Below are 16,312 nucleotides of genomic sequence, written 5' to 3' on the forward strand. Positions count from 1 at the left end.
AATTAATTATTTAAATTGTTCAGTTACAAATGCAGGTGTATTGCTCTTGTCAAACGTTCCTAAATAAGGGTCCTGTTGATTTTTAAATTTATAGGCGACTACGTACGTTTTTTTACTATCTGGTAAATAAGCATCTTCCGTAATATCCATCAGTTCTTTTATTTGACCTTTCGTTTTGAAGGTTTTGGCGTTTGGATGATTATTCATATTAGTAAAAACTTCATGATTTGAGTATCCATCAGGATTAATTTCGAGGTCTTCTTTTTCAAGAACCACAGCATAATCGATGTCTTCCTCCGATATAAAGGCATTATCAAGTAGTTCTTTCTCACCTAACCAATTTTCGAGCCTTTGGTAGGTATCTAAGGCAGGGAGATCTGCGTATCCGTAGTATTCCTTACTATTATTCAAAGAAAAGGAAATATGAGACTGAAAAGACTTGGAGCTATACATCTCTTCATACGTTGAGGCTAGTATATCTTCCTTTATTATTGATAGAAATTCCTTAATATCCGCTTTCTCAGAAATTACGGCACGATCATTTTTATAACCCATTGACTCAATAGTTATCATGTTAATTTCATCCATTGTTAAATTGAACACTGGATAGGTTACCTCTTTATATTCCTTTGATTCATGAATAGGTTTGTAGTATGCCAAATAATCCTCTTTGTTTATTTCGTATTCACGAACCAATTTTTTTCCGTTCTTTAACTCATACACAAAAAAGGCGGTTTCGTATGGTTCACCTAATGCTCTTTTACTTTCTTTATTGAAAAGTATCTGCTTATGCAAATCGTGAACTAATTGAATGTTAGTGTTTTCATTTAGATAGAAGGTATCTTTTGAATAGCCACTTTGCTCAGGATTCAAGTAAAGATACGGACCATCGCTTAAATGCACCCTTTGAATATCCTCTATCTCTGGAATTCGATTCTCATAGTTAGTTAGATCAAACTGAAAAATAGCAATAATTACTATCAGAATACCTCCATAGTATAGATAATAACCTTTAAGATGACCAAATACTCTCCATGTTTTATGAAGTAGAATTTCAGCTAGTACATAACCAAAAAAGGATCCAAATAGATATCCGAAGAATAGCCATCCTTCGGATACCACACGATAGTCACCGAAGTAGGCAGCCGCCAATAATGCACAGCAAACAGTCATACCTAATTTCAATATTGGTTTTAATATTGGAAAAATAACGGCTTGTGATACAGATTCCGGTTTCCTCTTCTTATAAAGTACTAAACTAAGGAAATACAATAATACAGATATACCAGCATAAATCCATAAAGGTAATTCATTTGAAATCTTTTGTATTCCTTCTAACATGGTAAGTGGAGATAAATATAGTATTTTTCCGTTAAGATGATAACTATCTGGAAAACCAAACATAAAAAACTTTAGGTTAAATGCACCTAATATAAATAATCCAACTGGTAAAAGCAGAAAAACATACGATAGAATACCTTGTACAATAGAAATACCTGTGACCATACCGATAAACACTGTACTAATATATATGATGGTATTAAAAAGAATTGTCATCCCTAACCAATAAAAAATAGAGTCAATGACTAAAATAGATTGTAGATCCAGCACACTACGCTGAACGAAAACAATCACTGCAATAATGACTACAGGTATGTTTATCATAAACCAACCAGATAGGGTGTATTGATGGAATAACTTTTGTCTATTTACTGGCAAACTATGAATAAGATCTGAGCTTTGTTTTGACTGCATAAAATGAAACAAGAACAATGGCAATAAAACTGGCACAGCTATTAGTAAAATATATTGAAGCTCCAGATTGTATTGAAACACATTCGCGGGTTCAAACATCAAACGCTCATTTGTAGTGCTCATTAATATTTCAAATGGAATAGCAAACAACAAAACAAGAAAATAAATAATAGATACCCAGCCTGAGCTTCTAAGTATTAATTTTGATATCTCTGTGTTAAGTAAAGATGTTCTTGATGGCATATCCGACACCCTCCATTTCATAAATAAAGATTTCTTCTAATGTTAATGGGAGAATATCGAGAATTACAGGTTGATATTCCATGACTTTACCTACTATTTCCTCTTCTTTTCCTTTAACAATACAGATAAGGACACTCCCTCTTTTTTCTTGATGCAAAAGATTGAAATCGGTAAATAGATTTTCCGGAACATTTTCCTTGAATGCTACTTGAATTTTATGTGTGTCAGACTTTAGGTCATCAAGTTCCTTCTCAATCAATAGTTCTCCTTTATGCAAAATGCCTATATAATCACAAATATCTTCAACCTCACGCAAATTATGGGACGAGATAAGAACCGTCATTTCTCTTGAGGCTACATCTTCAATAATTAAGCTTTTAATATTTTTCCGAACAACTGGATCCAGTCCATCCATAGGCTCGTCTAATAGAAGGATTTCAGGCATAGTTGACAAGGCTAGAATAAACGCTGCCTGTCTTTGGACACCTTTTGAGAATTTATGAAGTTTTCTTTTTTCATCGATCTTAAACGCATCCACAAGTAATACATATCTTTCTTGATTCCAGTTATCGTAGATGTTCTTATAAAATTTCCCCATATCAGCTAATGTGTATTGTGAAAAGAAGAATGGTTGGTCAGGAATAAAGAAAACACGCTGTTTTATGTAACTATTTTCAAATACTTTGCTTTCATCAACTAATACAGAACCGTTATCAGGCACATAAATTCCAGCTAAGAGCTTTAATAGAGTAGTTTTCCCCGCACCATTTGTTCCAAGCAACCCATATATGGAACCCTTTTGAATGTGGAGGTTTATATTTTCAACCGCATCAGTTCCCTCAAATGACTTACTTACCTTACTAAATTGAATCACTCTTACTCCCTCCCCCTATTGTAGATTCCACTTCCTTTATGATTTCGACTAGTTGATCACTAGTGATTCCAAGATACATAGCTTCTGACAAAAGTTTTATTAGATCAGATTTAATTGTCTTCATTTTTTCACTGTTTTGCTTTGGAGTATCTGGACTCACAAAGCTCCCCTTTCCTTTGATTGAATAAATATACCCTTGAATCTCAAGCTCTCTATAGGCTTTCTGGATCGTATTCGGGTTAATCGTCAGTTGCTGCGCCATTACACGAACAGATGGTAGCTGTTCATCTGCTTTCATGACTTCACTAATGATAAGCTCTTTTAACTTGTCAACCAGCTGCTCATATATTGGCTTTCGACTTCTTATATCTAGCTCAAACATGGTCATCCTCCAATCTGTACCTAGTGTACTATTAATCGTAATACAGATGGTACAGTTGAATTATATTTTATATATCCAAAAAATAGAAGAGTTTTTTAAAAAAAAATAAAAAAACACCGTCATTCTGTTAAAATGACCGTGTTTTTTATGCCATATAGTTATCACTCGCTGGATATTTTCAGCACAACTTTTCCAAAATTAAATCCTTTCTCTATTCGATCTTGGGCTTGTTGCACCTCTTCTAAAGAATAAACCGAATCTATAGCCGGGCGTAATTGATGCTCTTCATACAGTTTCAGCATGTTTGCAAAATCTTTTGGAGAACCCATGGTGGAACCAAGTATATCCAAGTGCTTAAAAAATATTTTTGGCATGACGATTTGTGGAATTGGGCCAGCCGTAGCTCCGAAACTAACAATTCTCCCCCCGTTACTAGCTAAATTAATTAATTTCGAAAAACTAGAGCCTCCCACACTATCAACAATGAGATCTGCCGACCCTTTCATTTGTTCCTTTAATAGTTGCTCCCATCCTTCTTCCTTATAATTTACACCACCCGAAGCTCCCATGCTTATCGCTTTTTTAATCTTCTCGTCGCTACTAGACGTAACAAATACCTTTGCTTTTACAGCCGTAGCCATTTGTAGAAGAAAGGTTGCAACTCCACCACCAATCCCAGGAATTAATACCGTTTCCCCTTTTTGTAGTCTTCCTCTTGTAAATAACGCACGGTAGGCTGTTAATCCTCCTAATGGAAGCGCTGCAGCTTCCTCCCAGCTAAGATAAGTGGGCTTTTGAAATATATTTTCTTTAGGCACTTTTATGTAATCAGCAAAGGTACCATCTGAAGGAACACCGATAATATGAAATCCCTTCGAATAAAAGTTTTCATTTTTACCCCAATTTATTGCAGGATTGATAATAACTTCAGACCCATCTTCTAACACGCCAGCCCCATCTGCTCCTGGTATTGCCGGTATCTTAATACATGGATATTGCCCCATTCGAACATAAATATCACGACGGTTCAATGCTGAAGCCTTTAACTTTACGAGCACTTCATGAGTATTCGGTATGGGCTTCACCACTTTTTCTAGTCGAAATTGCTCTGGTCCTCCTAGTTCACGTAATACGATTGCTCTCATCCCTTACCCTCCCTGTTTTCTCTGACTCTCCCTTTAGTTTAGCGATTGACACTTACAGTTTCTACCTTCTTCATTCGAGTTTTTTTATTAATTTCGACTCTCGAATCGCAAATAACCAAACTTTCCCTCAGCTTTTGGGGAAAGAACACTAGTTTTGATAGCTTTTGTCTTATGGCAGGAATCTAACTAGTTTCATAGAGAATAATTGTTAATATTAGCACACCACTAAATTATTATAAGAAAGGAACGTCACTATGATAAATCAAGAAATTACAAGAGCATATTCTATTCAAGAGGTTTCAAAACTACTTGGAATTCCTTCTGGAACGATTAGACAGTGGGAAAAAGATTTAAGTGGACTATTAGTCATTCCGCGTACAAAGCAAGGTGCGCGTTATTATACAAGTGTTGAAATTAAACTATTAGAAAAAATTTCTGCTATGAGAGCTCAAAATGTGGGCAAGGGAATGATTCGAACCCTGCTAGAGAAGCACTTACAATCACCTTCAGAATCTGTCTCTGAATCATTCGAAATGGTGTTGGCTACAACAGACGTAGCCGAGACGGAAAAAACAAACGAGTACTCATTACAATTAACTGATATTCAAGCTAGCCTGCAAACTTTAAAAGAAGGCATGATTCACGAAGTTAGACGGGAAATATTAGAGCAACGTTCCATCCTTATGGATGAAATCAAACACGAGTTAGCAAATGCATCATTACAAACCGTCATTGATCTTTCAAAATCTATTCAAAGATCAAATGATAAGCGAAAGGCTGACATGCAAGTTCTGACTGAAGCAATTCAATCAAATTCGAAATATACCTCTGAAACATTCGGAACCTTATCGGAAACGATTGCGAAACATTCGAAAGCAACTTCCGAAAACATTGAGCAAAAAATTGAGCATATGAATCAAACCGTTCAAGCAGAAAATGACCAACTTCTATCAGCAGTGTCTCAAACCGTAGCAGATGTCAAAAATGATGTTCGAACAGTTGCCTTTTCTTTGCATGAAGATCAACAGCAGCTGCGAGAATCGATTCACGAACTCCAAGAATTTACTAGTCACATTCATCAACGCGAAGAAGGGTTTCAAGATTTAGTTTCAGCTTTCCGTGAAGCCGCCGCAGCAAAAACTGAAAAAAAGCGCAATTGGTGGAAACTCTGGGGAAATTAATATGCGATTGAGAGACAAAGTATGGGTGGATCCTGGCTTTGTCTTTTTTTTCGAAATGACAATATTCCATCTATTTATTTCAAATCACTCGTACCCCCTACTTCTCTCGATCCTTTGAAACACCCAGAACTTACTACTCATAAAGTTAAATACCATCCCAATACCTGTGCATATGACCTTTGCTAATAAAACTGGAAGATGAAACAGGTTGATAAAGAAAAGAATCAACACTGACACTAAAATTAAGGTAGCTACATTTGCTACTACATACTTTAAGGACTCAGAGTACTCATTTCTTTTATTCTCCTTAAAGGTCCATGAACGATTCATTAAATAACTATTTAGCATTCCACATCCATATGAGATAGTTTGAGACAATAAAATAGGACAACCATTTGTAAACAACAAACTAAACACACCAAAATCAACCATCGTATTAATTGCTCCGACAATTGAAAACTTGATAAATTCAATAAGTGTCTGATTCTTCATAAATCTCACTACTTTACCCATTTTTTATCCAGACATATTATGTTTCTAAACAATACAAATTATTTATACGAAGTAAAAAATTGTTAGAAATAGGTTCATATCATATAATTATCTAGGTGGTTATTATCCAATTGAGGAGGAAAATGAATGAGTAAATTAACTGGTTTCATCAGCGGCTGGCTATCGCATAGAAAGGCATTAATCGAGTCTTTGGGCATTTAAAGGATGAGGTAGACTACCAGTCTTGTAAAACATTAGATGAACTGAAGGCGAAAATAAATCATTACATGGTTTACTATAACAATTATCGATATCAATGGAATTTAGAAAAGATGACCCCTATTCAATATAGGAATCATCTTTTAGCTTCATAACTCTTTTTTTCATGTGTCCTTGACATGGGTGCCAGATTAAAAAGACCTGTTTCTTTTTTACTCTCCTAAATCAACGTTATGATACACACGTTGTACATCTTCTAAATCTTCTAATGCATCAATTAATTTTTCAAATTGCGCTTGAGCTTCTGGGTCTAAGCTAATATCATTTTGTGCGAGCATCGTTAGCTCAGCAACTGTAAATTCTGTAATTCCAGCATCTTTAAAAGCAACCTGTACAGCGTGGAACTGATCGGGTTCCGCATAAACAATCACAGTATCCTCTTCTTCAATAATGTCACGAACATCAAGATCTGCTTCCATTAATAACTCAAGAACCTCGTCCGACGTTTTTCCCTCAATACCAAATACAGCAGTATTATCAAACATATAAGCAACAGATCCACTTACTCCCATGTTACCACCGTTTTTGCCAAAAGCAGCGCGAACGGTAGAAGCTGTACGGTTCACGTTATTGGTAAGTGCATCAACAATGATCATTGATCCACTAGGTCCAAAGCCTTCGTAACGAAGCTCATCATAATTTTCTTCTGCTCCACCCTTAGCCTTATCAATCGCACGATCAATAATAACTCTTGGTACGTTATACGTTTTCGCTCGTTCTAACACGAATTTAAGTGCCTGGTTTGATTCTGGATCCGGCTCACCTTGTTTTGCTGCTACATAAATTTCTAACGCAAATTTGGAGTAGACCCTACTCGTATTTGCATCCTTAGATGCCTTCTTTTCCTTAATATTGTTCCACTTACGGCCCATTATGAACACTCTCTTTCAACTTTGTATCTATCTGCCTACTAACTAGGCTTATACCTAATCACATCACATATTATACCGCAACAACTTCATTTACGAAAGAATAATAACGATTACATCATGACGGTGATAATAACGGTGACAGACACCCTTCGTGGACACTTTCCTTTTTTTGTCCATCTCAGGCGGACAGTGGACAATTAGTAAAAAAAATAAGCTGCAGTAGCAGCTCATGTAAAAAAAGTCTCTTTTTAATCTCCATCCAACATTCTAAATACGCCACCCAATAGACTACCTTCGTCTTTTCCATTTCCACCTGCCTGTGGAGCAGCAGCAAATACTCGACTCGCTAAACGGCTGAAAGGTAGAGATTGAATCCAAACGGTCCCGGGTCCACGTAATGTGGCAAAAAACAACCCTTCTCCACCAAATAAAGCTGTTTTGACACCTTTAACCATTTCGATATTATAATCTACTTCCTTTGTCATCGCGACTAAACATCCTGTATCGACACGCAGAACTTCACCAGGTGCAAGCGTTTTTTGATAAATGGTCCCTCCAGCATGAACAAAGGCCATTCCGTCACCTTCAAGCTTCTGCATGATAAACCCTTCTCCACCGAAAAATCCTGCCCCAATTTTTCTCTGGAATTCAATTCCCACTGATACCCCTTTTGCAGCAGCCAGAAATGCATCTTTTTGACAAATAATTTTCCCCCCTAACTCACTTAGGTCCATGGGTACTATTTTTCCTGGGTATGGAGAAGCAAAGGAAACATGCTTTTTCCCACTACCTTGGTTCGTGAATGTCGTCATAAACAAGCTTTCACCAGTAATCATTCTTTTTCCGGCTCCAAGCAATTTTCCCATCAGGCCCCCGCCCCCAGAAGAACCATCTCCAAAGATCGTCTCCATGTGAATTTGGTCCTCCATCATCATTAAACTCCCTGCTTCTGCCACTACCGTTTCTCCTGGATCAAGCTCCACTTCTACAAACTGCATGTCATCTCCATAAATCTTAAAATCAATTTCATGATTATTCATTTACATATCCTCCGCATTAAACTGTTTATTATTTTCATTTTCATAAAAAATACTACTTTGTTTATACGAAAAAAAGCAGTAGAAGTTTCCTAACATAAAATTATTTTTTTCGACTTTATTATGTATAAAACTTTAGCACCGATATAGCAAATGCTATCATTCTGTTAGCAACTTAATTCTCCCTTTAAGAAAAATAATATTACACTAACTGACAGATTGCACGAATTACCTTTTATAATTTTCTGACAATAATTGTCTTCATAATACATTTTCCGACACAGATTTCGCATTAAATGTCAAGTCTTGCGCTTTCCCGAGAAATAATGTAAAGAGTGACAAAAATCTACACTAGGCTATTACCCGGTCAAATGTTTAAGTTATTCATAAATTATACCAACTAACTTAAAGGAGAGCTGCCTCAAATGTATCACTACCCTACTTATTTTACAAATGGATATCTAGTCCCATCTACAACCACTCATGACTATTATCGACAACCACCTCAACTTCAAGGAATAGAAAGAAAATTATCCACTTTAGAAAGAAAAAATGAAGCTCAGTCAAGAGAAATTGAACGACTTAATCGAGAATTAACACGTCAAATACAAGAATTTACAAGAGTAAATAAAGAAATTGGCAGAATAAATCAGGAAATTGTCCGACTAAACCAAAACGACGAAAAACATACTCGTCGACTAAGTCGATTGAACCAAAGACTAAGATCAGTTGAGAGACGTCTAAATATACCATTTTCCACTCAAGATGAGGAGTTTTAATAGAATGCTGGGAAGAATCTATTTGTTGATCTCTTCCCCTCTTCTTATTATCATTTCACGTTATTATTTTATATTACGAAATAAATAGTTTGAATTTTAGAAATTTAAATTAGAAAGAAAGGAAATTCTATTCCAAGGATAACAAAATTAGGTTATATTAAGTAATATCAGGAATGATCACAAGTATTTATGAGATGGAGTTGGCCCAATGTTTGAACGCTACAAAGGTAGATTAATCTCAACTATTGCGTTTTTGATTGGAATGACTACATGGAATTTGGTTTTCTATGTAGCAAAGAATTATGACTACGATCCATGGCTTGACCTTCCTTTCACATTTATATTCGCAATAACCGCTTGGTGCCTTGGGTCGTATTTTGACAAATCAAAAGTACTATTTAACAAGCTTTCAAACAGCGAAGAAAACTACAAAAAACTGTTAGAAACCAATACAAATTTATTTAACAATTTAAATCAAGTAGTCTACCAAACGGATCACTTGGGTTGTTTAACCGTGTTGAATCCTGCCTGGGAGACTGTAACTGGCTATACACCCCTTGAGAGTATTGGTCGCTCCCTTTTATTTTATGTGTACCATGAAGACCAAGAATGGATGAATCAAAAAGCAATTGATACGATAAAGCATTCCACTCAGATTGTCCAAGAAGAAGTACGTTTACGTAAAAAGGATGGAGGCTTTGTTTGGATAGAAGTTAATTCTAAATTTAACTTTACCGATAACGGAAAACTAATTTCTACGGTTGGAACATTAACGGATATTACCGAATGGAAGCTTTCAGAGTTAAAACTGCTTCAATTAAACGAGGACTTAGCCATACACTCTGACAAGCTAAGTGTGGTAGCAAATATGTCTGCGGCTATCGCGCATGAAGTAAGAAATCCGCTTACCTCCATTTCTGGATTTATTCAGTTACTGAAAGAACAACGACATCTTCAAAAAGAGTATATCGATGTGATATTTTCAGAGATTGAGAGGATTGAACTTGTATTAAGCGAGATGCTACTTCTATCTAAGCCACAAGTAGTCAATCTTAAAAAGTTTGACATCATTAAAACTTTAGACTATGTAATTGCACTTATCAGCACAAAAGCAAATATGAATAGTATTGAAATAATGCTGAAGAAAGATGAGAAGCCTATCTGGGTGTATGGGGAAGAAAACCAGATTAAACAAGTGTTTATAAATATCATTAAAAATGCGATTGAAGCTATGCAAAATGGTGGAAAAGTGCATGTAAGTCTTGTAAATGACAACCAGTATGTATCGATTTATTTTTCTGATACTGAATGTGGTATCCCAAAAGAAACGCTTGAAAAGATCGGACAACCATTTTACACGACCAAGGAAAAAGGAACCGGTTTAGGTCTTACAACTTGCTTCAAAATAATTGAAAATCACAAAGGAAAAATACATATATCTAGCCAAGTTGGTATCGGAACAACTTTTGAAGTGATTCTCCCACTAACGGAGGCTGAAATTTCTGCTGTTATATAAAAAAGTACCACAAAAGTGGTACTTTTTTAATATACATCTTGTCGTACAAAGACAGTAAAAGAGACAAGTAACGCAGCAACTGCCCAAACAACTAATACTCCAATAGAAAATAAAAGGGTCATTCCCGGTACTGGTGGAGAGCTTCCTGCTAAATATCCTGTTAAATCAAGATTTATCATAAATAAATATTTCGCTGACTGCCAGGAGGATACAAGATTGCTCAAAATTAATCCCGCAATTAAAGCAGCAAGCATGACTCCCATGCTAGCTGATGTACTTTTTAATAAAACGGACAACATAAAACTAATGGTACCGACAACAATAGCTACGAACCAGACTAAGCCAAACTCCATTAAAATATACTGCCACTGATCTATTAATTGAACATTTGAAGTATTAAGTTCTCCTCCTACGCTAGTAAAACCTGTTAGAATTGGGGCCCCCCAACCTCCAAATCCAAACACCACTCCTGAGATCAGATACGCTAGTACTCCCATAAGCACTACAATAATTGAAATGGACAATAGTAATGCAACATACTTGCTCAGTAGAATCTTCCATCTTTTTACCGGCCTCGTTAATAAAAGTTTTACCGTACCCGCGCTCCTCTCTGAAGATACAATGTCTGCCGCAATAATCATAATTAATAAAGGAACAAAGAGGGTAATCGATTCTTGAGCAAAACTGCGAACAAATGTAGGAGCACCAGGTTCTGCTGGATTAATATCATTATCTAGGTAGTATTGTTGCTGCTGAACACGAATTTGTAACTGAGCTTTCCATTCATCCGATATACCACTACTCGTTAATCGGTTTTGTGTATCAACAATTTGTTGCTGTAAAGTGGTTCTCCAATCAACATCTCCTAGTTTTTCGATTTGCCTTTGAACCTCCCTAAACTGTGCATATGTAAAAAGACTAATTAAAACAGCCATAATTGCTACAACAACAACCAGTTTTCTCTTCCGGATAATCTTTAGCATTTCATTAAAAATAAGCTTATTCAACGGATTCTCCTCCTGTTAATTCGAGGAATAGGTCTTCAAGAGTAGGCACTTTCCTTTGGATTTCGTGGACCTCTACTCCATTTTCTACTAGCATTTGATTCCACGTAGAGGATTTTTCTGATAACGGCGTTACTAAGTGGTTCTCTTCATCCAGACTTACCGATGTAACCGTCTGCAGAAGGCTTATTCCCTTTTCAAACGGAGTCACTTTCCAAACTAATTGTTCTTGAAGATTTAATAAATTGCTAACCGTATCCACTTTAATTACTCTTCCTTTGGAGATAACAGCCACCCTATCACACATTAATTGTATTTCACTGAGTAAGTGACTTGATACAAGTACAGTTAAGCCTTCTTTTTCTGCTAAAAACCGGATGAATTCTCTCATTTCACGTATTCCCATTGGATCTAATCCGTTGGTGGGCTCGTCCAAAATTAACACCTTGGGCTTTCCTAGAAGTGCCTGAGCAATTCCTAATCTTTGTCTCATTCCGAGTGAATAGGTTTTAACAGGATCATTAATTCTGTCTTGAAGTCTAACTAATTTAACCACATAATCTAAATGTTTGGATTCGAAGTTTGGTATCATACGAGAAAAATGTTGAAGATTTTCCATTCCAGTTAAATACGGATAAAGCTCCGGGTTTTCTACTATACATCCTAAATGACTCATAGCTTTAACAAAATCCTTTTTTACATCATATCCACAAACATATATGCTTCCTGCTGTAGGACGAATTAAGCCCACTAACATTCGAATGGTTGTTGTCTTTCCTGCTCCGTTAGGTCCTAAAAACCCAAATACTTCACCACTTTTAAGCTCAAAGTCTAGTCCTTTTATAATTTCTCTTTTCCCTATTCTTTTTCGTAATCCTTTAATAGATAAAGTTATCTCCGTCATTATAAAACTCCTACCATGTTATTAGTGAAGCAACTCTTTCGGCAATTAAATGATACCCTTTGCTATTTGGGTGGAACTTGTCTGAAAACAAGTAGTCATTCACCTTGAGCTGAAATAAGTCAAAGGTTGGTACAAAAACTGAATTCGGATATTGGTCAAGAAGCTGATTGGTTGAATAATTCCAATCTCTTACAATTGCCGTTGTCGTTACAGCCTCCTCAAGGTCAATAAAGGGATTGTATAAGCCCACAAGAAAAATGACGGCATCTTCATTTAGTGATTTAATAATATCAATGGTCTCTTTCAGGTTTTTTACATATCGGTCTTTTATAACCGATATTTCGTCTTGCTTCGGACTAACAAGGGTTTGTCCGCCTTGAAACAAATCATTACCCCCGATTGTCATTAAAATAACATCTGCATGTCTGATTTGATTTTGTATCGTTTCCCCTTTTACTTGAGTTAGAAGTTGTTCTGAACGGTACCCTTTCACACCATAATTATGAAGAGTAAGTTTTTCATCCGTTTTTTCTTCTAATTCTTCAACTAAATAACCAATATATCCTTTTCCTTCTTCATCACCTGTACCCCTTGTTAGAGAATCGCCAAGTGCAACAATGGTTTTCCCTTGCTTTTCGTTTACAATTTCCTCTACTTGTGTTTGTTCCCTTACCATTGATTCTTGTTTACTCATTTGGTTGTGAATGGTCCATGAAAAACCCAAAAGCAGCAACAGAAATGCTCCAATTGACAGGAAAGAGACAACGGTAACATAAGTCTTATTCATATTTTTTCTCCTAATTCCAGTATCAGTCTATACTCTTATTTTACTGACTGAAACCGGTTTGTTCAAATTTGACCTTCTTTTAAAAATTCTTTACTAAATTATGGATATAATATCTAATTTTGGACAAATTAAAAGGAAAGAAAGTTACCATTAAGGAGTATGAGCAATGGATTTAATGAACAATATGTCATTTGAAATGACAAAAAGTTTCATCCCAAATATCAGCAAATCTGACACACTGAAAATTGTAGAGCTAACAAGAGATGGTGTCGTGATTCAAATGGAAAACTCTAGTTGCAGAGGTGTATTTCCACTTGATAGCTTTCAATATTGGATAAAAAAAGGTTCCCTCATCCATTTAGAGGACCAACAAAAATCATCATAATGTGAAAAACACTAGCTCGAAGCTAGTGTTTTTCATTATGTTTAGCTTCAGCAACTAGGAAATGATTAACAACTTCAGGGAAATTTCCCAACTCTTTTTTTCCTACATCAGAAATGGTATATACACCTCTGTTTACTTTTTCAAACCAGCCATAATAATTTTTTGAAAGAATCGATAATGTCTTCTCACCCGTCCCTTGTTGTCGGAGTGCCCTTGGAGTCATCGGGCCGTTTCTTTCTAACAAACTTGCAATTTGTATACAGTTCTCCTTGTATGCGGTCATAATTTTTGTTTTCGAACTACCACCCACATTGTAATTAACGTTTCTTCCCATCATTTCCTCAATCAACTTTTTCCGTTTTCTTACATGATAGTTCTTATTTCGCTGTTTGTTAAATGGTTGTGGAGAAAAACAGATTTCCATTTTGGGGCCGCTTTTTAAAAAAGAGACAACAATCAACCCTAATTCTAGCCTTTTTAATAAGTGACAAAGATCATGCCATTTTTTAGAGTTCATCTTATATTTTGGTTTTGGAATTGCAATATACACTTGATCCGTTAGCTTCTGCCTTTTAGTCGCTTGCATAAGGAGGTCAACTGTTAATGATAATTTCAATTCTACAACGATTAACTCATCATTCTTTAGAGCCACGACATCGCAATGGTGAACTTCTCCCTGTACCTCATATCCAAGCTTAGAAAAAAACTTTTGAATCGGTTTATATAAATCTACTTCGTAGAGCTTCTTTTCCTTGCTTACCATTCCCGTTCCCCTTCTAGCCCTTTTCGAAAAGTATACCACACCAGGTAGGCGTCAGACACCCTTCGTGGACACTTCCCCCTTTTTGTCCTCCTCAGGTGGACAGTTCGCAAATAAATAAGCTCATATTGATTTGGTGAAATGAACTCTCCCAAATCGAATATGAGCTTTAAGAACAACCTATTTACTTATTGTTTTACTATTTTCAAATTCTTTTCTAGTATCCTCGTGATCTCCAAGATACACATAATCCTTTTCCCAGAAATCTGCATTTTCAATTCCGACTTTAACTGGGTCGAATACAGGGTCTTTTCCAGCTTTCTTTTGTTCTTCATAGTCACGAAGAAGTTTCAATGCTGGCTTCGTTAGGAGTACAATCGCAATAATGTTAAGCCACGCCATACTTCCTACCCCAATATCACCTAGCGTCCAAGCAAGACCCGCTGTCTTTACACTGCCGTAGAACACCATAAATAGGAACACTACACGTAATATATAGTCCATCCATTTACGGCTCTTCTTGCCATTTATGTAAGCAAGATTTGTTTCAGCCATATAGTAGTACGCCATGATTGTTGTGAATGCAAAGAACAATAAAGCAATTGCAACAAATGGACCACCAAATCCTGGCATTACAGACTCAACCGCAGCTTGAGTATATTCAGGACCTGGTTCTACTCCTTCTAAATTTGTACGAATTGGGTCGGCCCCTTCAGGAGTAACATTGTACATACCTGTAATTAAAATCATAAACGCTGTTGCTGAACAAACGAATAATGTATCGATATACACCGAGAAAGCTTGAACAATCCCTTGCTTCGCTGGATGCGAAACTTCTGCTGCTGAGGCCGCATGCGGTGCTGTACCTTGACCCGCTTCGTTTGAATATATCCCACGCTTTACTCCCCAAGCAATAGCAGATCCAAGTATTCCACCAAAAGCAGCATCTTGGCCAAAAGCACTTGAGAAAATTAATGAAATAACTCCTGGTAACTCAGAAATATTTAATACAATAATTGCTAATGCTACAATAATATACCCAACTGCCATAAATGGTACGATAATCTCAGCTGTACGTGCAATACGCTTTACTCCACCAAAGATGATAACAGCTAAGACGAAAACAACAATTGTTCCTGTAATTGCAGGACTAATACCAAAAGCGTTGTCCATACCCGCGGCGATGCTATTGGCTTGAACACCTGGAAGCAAAGCACCCGTTGCAAGTACCGTAACAAATGCGAATAAAACGGCATACCATTTCATTTTCAAACCTTTTTCAATATAGAAAGCAGGTCCCCCACGATATTGACCGTTTTGTTTTACTTTGTACACTTGACCAAGTGCAGCCTCAACAAACGCAGATCCAGCTCCTAAAAACGCAATTAACCACATCCAAAAAACAGCACCAGGTCCACCGTAAGCAATTGCTGTAGCAACACCTGCGATATTACCTGTACCTACACGTCCAGATAGCGCTAAAGATAAAGCCTGAAATGAAGTAATACCATTTTCTGATGAATGCTTTTGGAACATCAACTTTCCAATATCACCCATATGGCGAACCTGTAAAAATCTAGTTGCAAGTGAAAAATACAATCCTACTCCTAAGCATAAATAAATAAGTGCTGGACTCCATATAATCCCATTCAACCAATTTACGAAATCTTCCAAATAAATTCCCCCTTTAGTATATTATTTTTTAATTATAATAAGAGTTGTCACAATTGAAAAGGATTATTTTTAATTTTTTAAATATTTAGATTTATCTTGTAAGATTATTTTACAATAGAATTTCATTACACTGTCCATTCCACACGGACAAAAATGCCCATTTTGTCTTTTTAGGGTGTCTGACACCCTCTTTGTGGTACACTATTGGCGTAGAGTTAATAAGATAAACAAGGCGAAAATACT

General features: G+C 36.2%; 16 protein-coding genes and 1 pseudogene. 5 read left to right on the forward strand and 12 right to left on the reverse strand.

What is annotated here, in order from left to right; translation table 11 throughout:
* Positions 1 to 6: 6 nt before the first annotated feature.
* From MKX65_RS14335 to MKX65_RS14350, 4 genes are all read right to left on the reverse strand, one after another.
* Positions 7 to 1,998: a DUF6449 domain-containing protein gene (locus MKX65_RS14335; protein ID WP_340904153.1), complete on the reverse strand. Its 1,992-nt coding sequence runs from the start codon at positions 1,996 to 1,998 to the stop codon at positions 7 to 9.
* Positions 1,973 to 2,872 (reverse strand): ABC transporter ATP-binding protein, encoded by a 900-nt coding sequence (locus MKX65_RS14340; RefSeq protein WP_340904155.1) that lies wholly within the window; start codon positions 2,870 to 2,872, stop codon positions 1,973 to 1,975. The genes MKX65_RS14335 and MKX65_RS14340 overlap by 26 nt, the downstream gene beginning before the upstream one ends.
* On the reverse strand, positions 2,859 to 3,254 hold the full coding sequence (locus MKX65_RS14345; protein WP_160547006.1) for a GntR family transcriptional regulator: 396 nt from the start codon (positions 3,252 to 3,254) through the stop codon (positions 2,859 to 2,861). The genes MKX65_RS14340 and MKX65_RS14345 overlap by 14 nt, the downstream gene beginning before the upstream one ends.
* Positions 3,255 to 3,415: 161 nt before the next feature.
* Entirely contained in the window at positions 3,416 to 4,399 is a 984-nt protein-coding gene (locus tag MKX65_RS14350; protein WP_340904156.1) for a zinc-binding dehydrogenase, read from the reverse strand.
* A 254-nt stretch (positions 4,400 to 4,653) separates the two neighbouring features.
* On the opposite strand from MKX65_RS14350, the gene MKX65_RS14355 reads away from it, so the two are divergent.
* Positions 4,654 to 5,580 carry a MerR family transcriptional regulator gene (locus tag MKX65_RS14355; protein WP_340904158.1) on the forward strand — a complete coding sequence of 309 codons (927 nt, stop codon included), beginning with the start codon at positions 4,654 to 4,656 and terminating at the stop codon, positions 5,578 to 5,580.
* A gap of 84 nt (positions 5,581 to 5,664) precedes the next feature.
* Here the strand turns inward: MKX65_RS14355 and MKX65_RS14360 are convergent, their stop codons facing one another.
* Positions 5,665 to 6,072 carry a GtrA family protein gene (locus tag MKX65_RS14360; protein ID WP_160547003.1) on the reverse strand — a complete coding sequence of 136 codons (408 nt, stop codon included), beginning with the start codon at positions 6,070 to 6,072 and terminating at the stop codon, positions 5,665 to 5,667.
* Positions 6,073 to 6,281: 209 nt separating this feature from the next.
* Between MKX65_RS14360 and MKX65_RS14365 the strand changes: the two are divergent.
* Positions 6,282 to 6,446 (forward strand): annotated as a pseudogene (locus MKX65_RS14365) (IS3 family transposase); the annotation flags it as partial.
* Positions 6,447 to 6,503: 57 nt separating this feature from the next.
* Here the strand turns inward: MKX65_RS14365 and MKX65_RS14370 are convergent.
* Together MKX65_RS14370 and MKX65_RS14375 are read right to left on the reverse strand one after the other, a co-directional pair.
* Positions 6,504 to 7,223 (reverse strand): YebC/PmpR family DNA-binding transcriptional regulator, encoded by a 720-nt coding sequence (locus MKX65_RS14370; RefSeq protein WP_119708731.1) that lies wholly within the window; start codon positions 7,221 to 7,223, stop codon positions 6,504 to 6,506.
* Between the two features lie 248 nt (positions 7,224 to 7,471).
* Positions 7,472 to 8,263, reverse strand: coding sequence for a TIGR00266 family protein (locus MKX65_RS14375; protein WP_340904161.1), 792 nt, complete (start codon positions 8,261 to 8,263; stop codon positions 7,472 to 7,474).
* Positions 8,264 to 8,685: 422 nt separating this feature from the next.
* On the opposite strand from MKX65_RS14375, the gene MKX65_RS14380 reads away from it, so the two are divergent.
* Both MKX65_RS14380 and MKX65_RS14385 read left to right on the forward strand, forming a co-directional pair.
* The gene (locus tag MKX65_RS14380) at positions 8,686 to 9,039 is read left to right on the forward strand and encodes a coiled-coil domain-containing protein (RefSeq protein WP_340904162.1); all 354 of its coding nucleotides are present in this window, start codon (positions 8,686 to 8,688) and stop codon (positions 9,037 to 9,039) included.
* A gap of 208 nt (positions 9,040 to 9,247) precedes the next feature.
* Positions 9,248 to 10,555, forward strand: a complete 1,308-nt coding sequence (locus MKX65_RS14385) for an ATP-binding protein (RefSeq protein WP_340904163.1) — start codon at positions 9,248 to 9,250, stop codon at positions 10,553 to 10,555.
* Between the two features lie 26 nt (positions 10,556 to 10,581).
* Here the strand turns inward: MKX65_RS14385 and MKX65_RS14390 are convergent, their stop codons facing one another.
* The 3 genes from MKX65_RS14390 to MKX65_RS14400 are packed head-to-tail and all read right to left on the reverse strand — an operon-like array spanning position 10,582 to position 13,250.
* The gene (locus MKX65_RS14390) at positions 10,582 to 11,562 is read right to left on the reverse strand and encodes an ABC transporter permease (protein ID WP_340904164.1); all 981 of its coding nucleotides are present in this window, start codon (positions 11,560 to 11,562) and stop codon (positions 10,582 to 10,584) included.
* Positions 11,555 to 12,463 carry an ABC transporter ATP-binding protein gene (locus MKX65_RS14395; protein ID WP_160548648.1) on the reverse strand — a complete coding sequence of 303 codons (909 nt, stop codon included), beginning with the start codon at positions 12,461 to 12,463 and terminating at the stop codon, positions 11,555 to 11,557. The genes MKX65_RS14390 and MKX65_RS14395 overlap by 8 nt, the downstream gene beginning before the upstream one ends.
* Positions 12,464 to 12,473: 10 nt before the next feature.
* Positions 12,474 to 13,250, reverse strand: a complete 777-nt coding sequence (locus MKX65_RS14400) for an SGNH/GDSL hydrolase family protein (RefSeq protein ID WP_160548647.1) — start codon at positions 13,248 to 13,250, stop codon at positions 12,474 to 12,476.
* A 166-nt stretch (positions 13,251 to 13,416) separates the two neighbouring features.
* Here MKX65_RS14400 and MKX65_RS14405 point away from each other — a divergent pair, with 166 nt between their 5' ends.
* The gene (locus MKX65_RS14405) at positions 13,417 to 13,635 is read left to right on the forward strand and encodes a hypothetical protein (RefSeq protein ID WP_160548646.1); all 219 of its coding nucleotides are present in this window, start codon (positions 13,417 to 13,419) and stop codon (positions 13,633 to 13,635) included.
* A gap of 22 nt (positions 13,636 to 13,657) precedes the next feature.
* Here MKX65_RS14405 and MKX65_RS14410 read toward each other — a convergent pair whose 3' ends face one another.
* Both MKX65_RS14410 and MKX65_RS14415 read right to left on the reverse strand, forming a co-directional pair.
* Positions 13,658 to 14,398, reverse strand: a complete 741-nt coding sequence (locus MKX65_RS14410; RefSeq protein WP_160548645.1) for a DUF2161 domain-containing phosphodiesterase — start codon at positions 14,396 to 14,398, stop codon at positions 13,658 to 13,660.
* Between the two features lie 177 nt (positions 14,399 to 14,575).
* Positions 14,576 to 16,069 carry an amino acid carrier protein gene (locus tag MKX65_RS14415; protein WP_160548644.1) on the reverse strand — a complete coding sequence of 498 codons (1,494 nt, stop codon included), beginning with the start codon at positions 16,067 to 16,069 and terminating at the stop codon, positions 14,576 to 14,578.
* Positions 16,070 to 16,312: the final 243 nt, after the last annotated feature.

It is taken from the genome of Robertmurraya sp. FSL R5-0851 (genome assembly GCF_038002965.1).
GTDB classification, from domain to species: domain Bacteria; phylum Bacillota; class Bacilli; order Bacillales; family Cytobacillaceae; genus Robertmurraya_A; species Robertmurraya_A beringensis.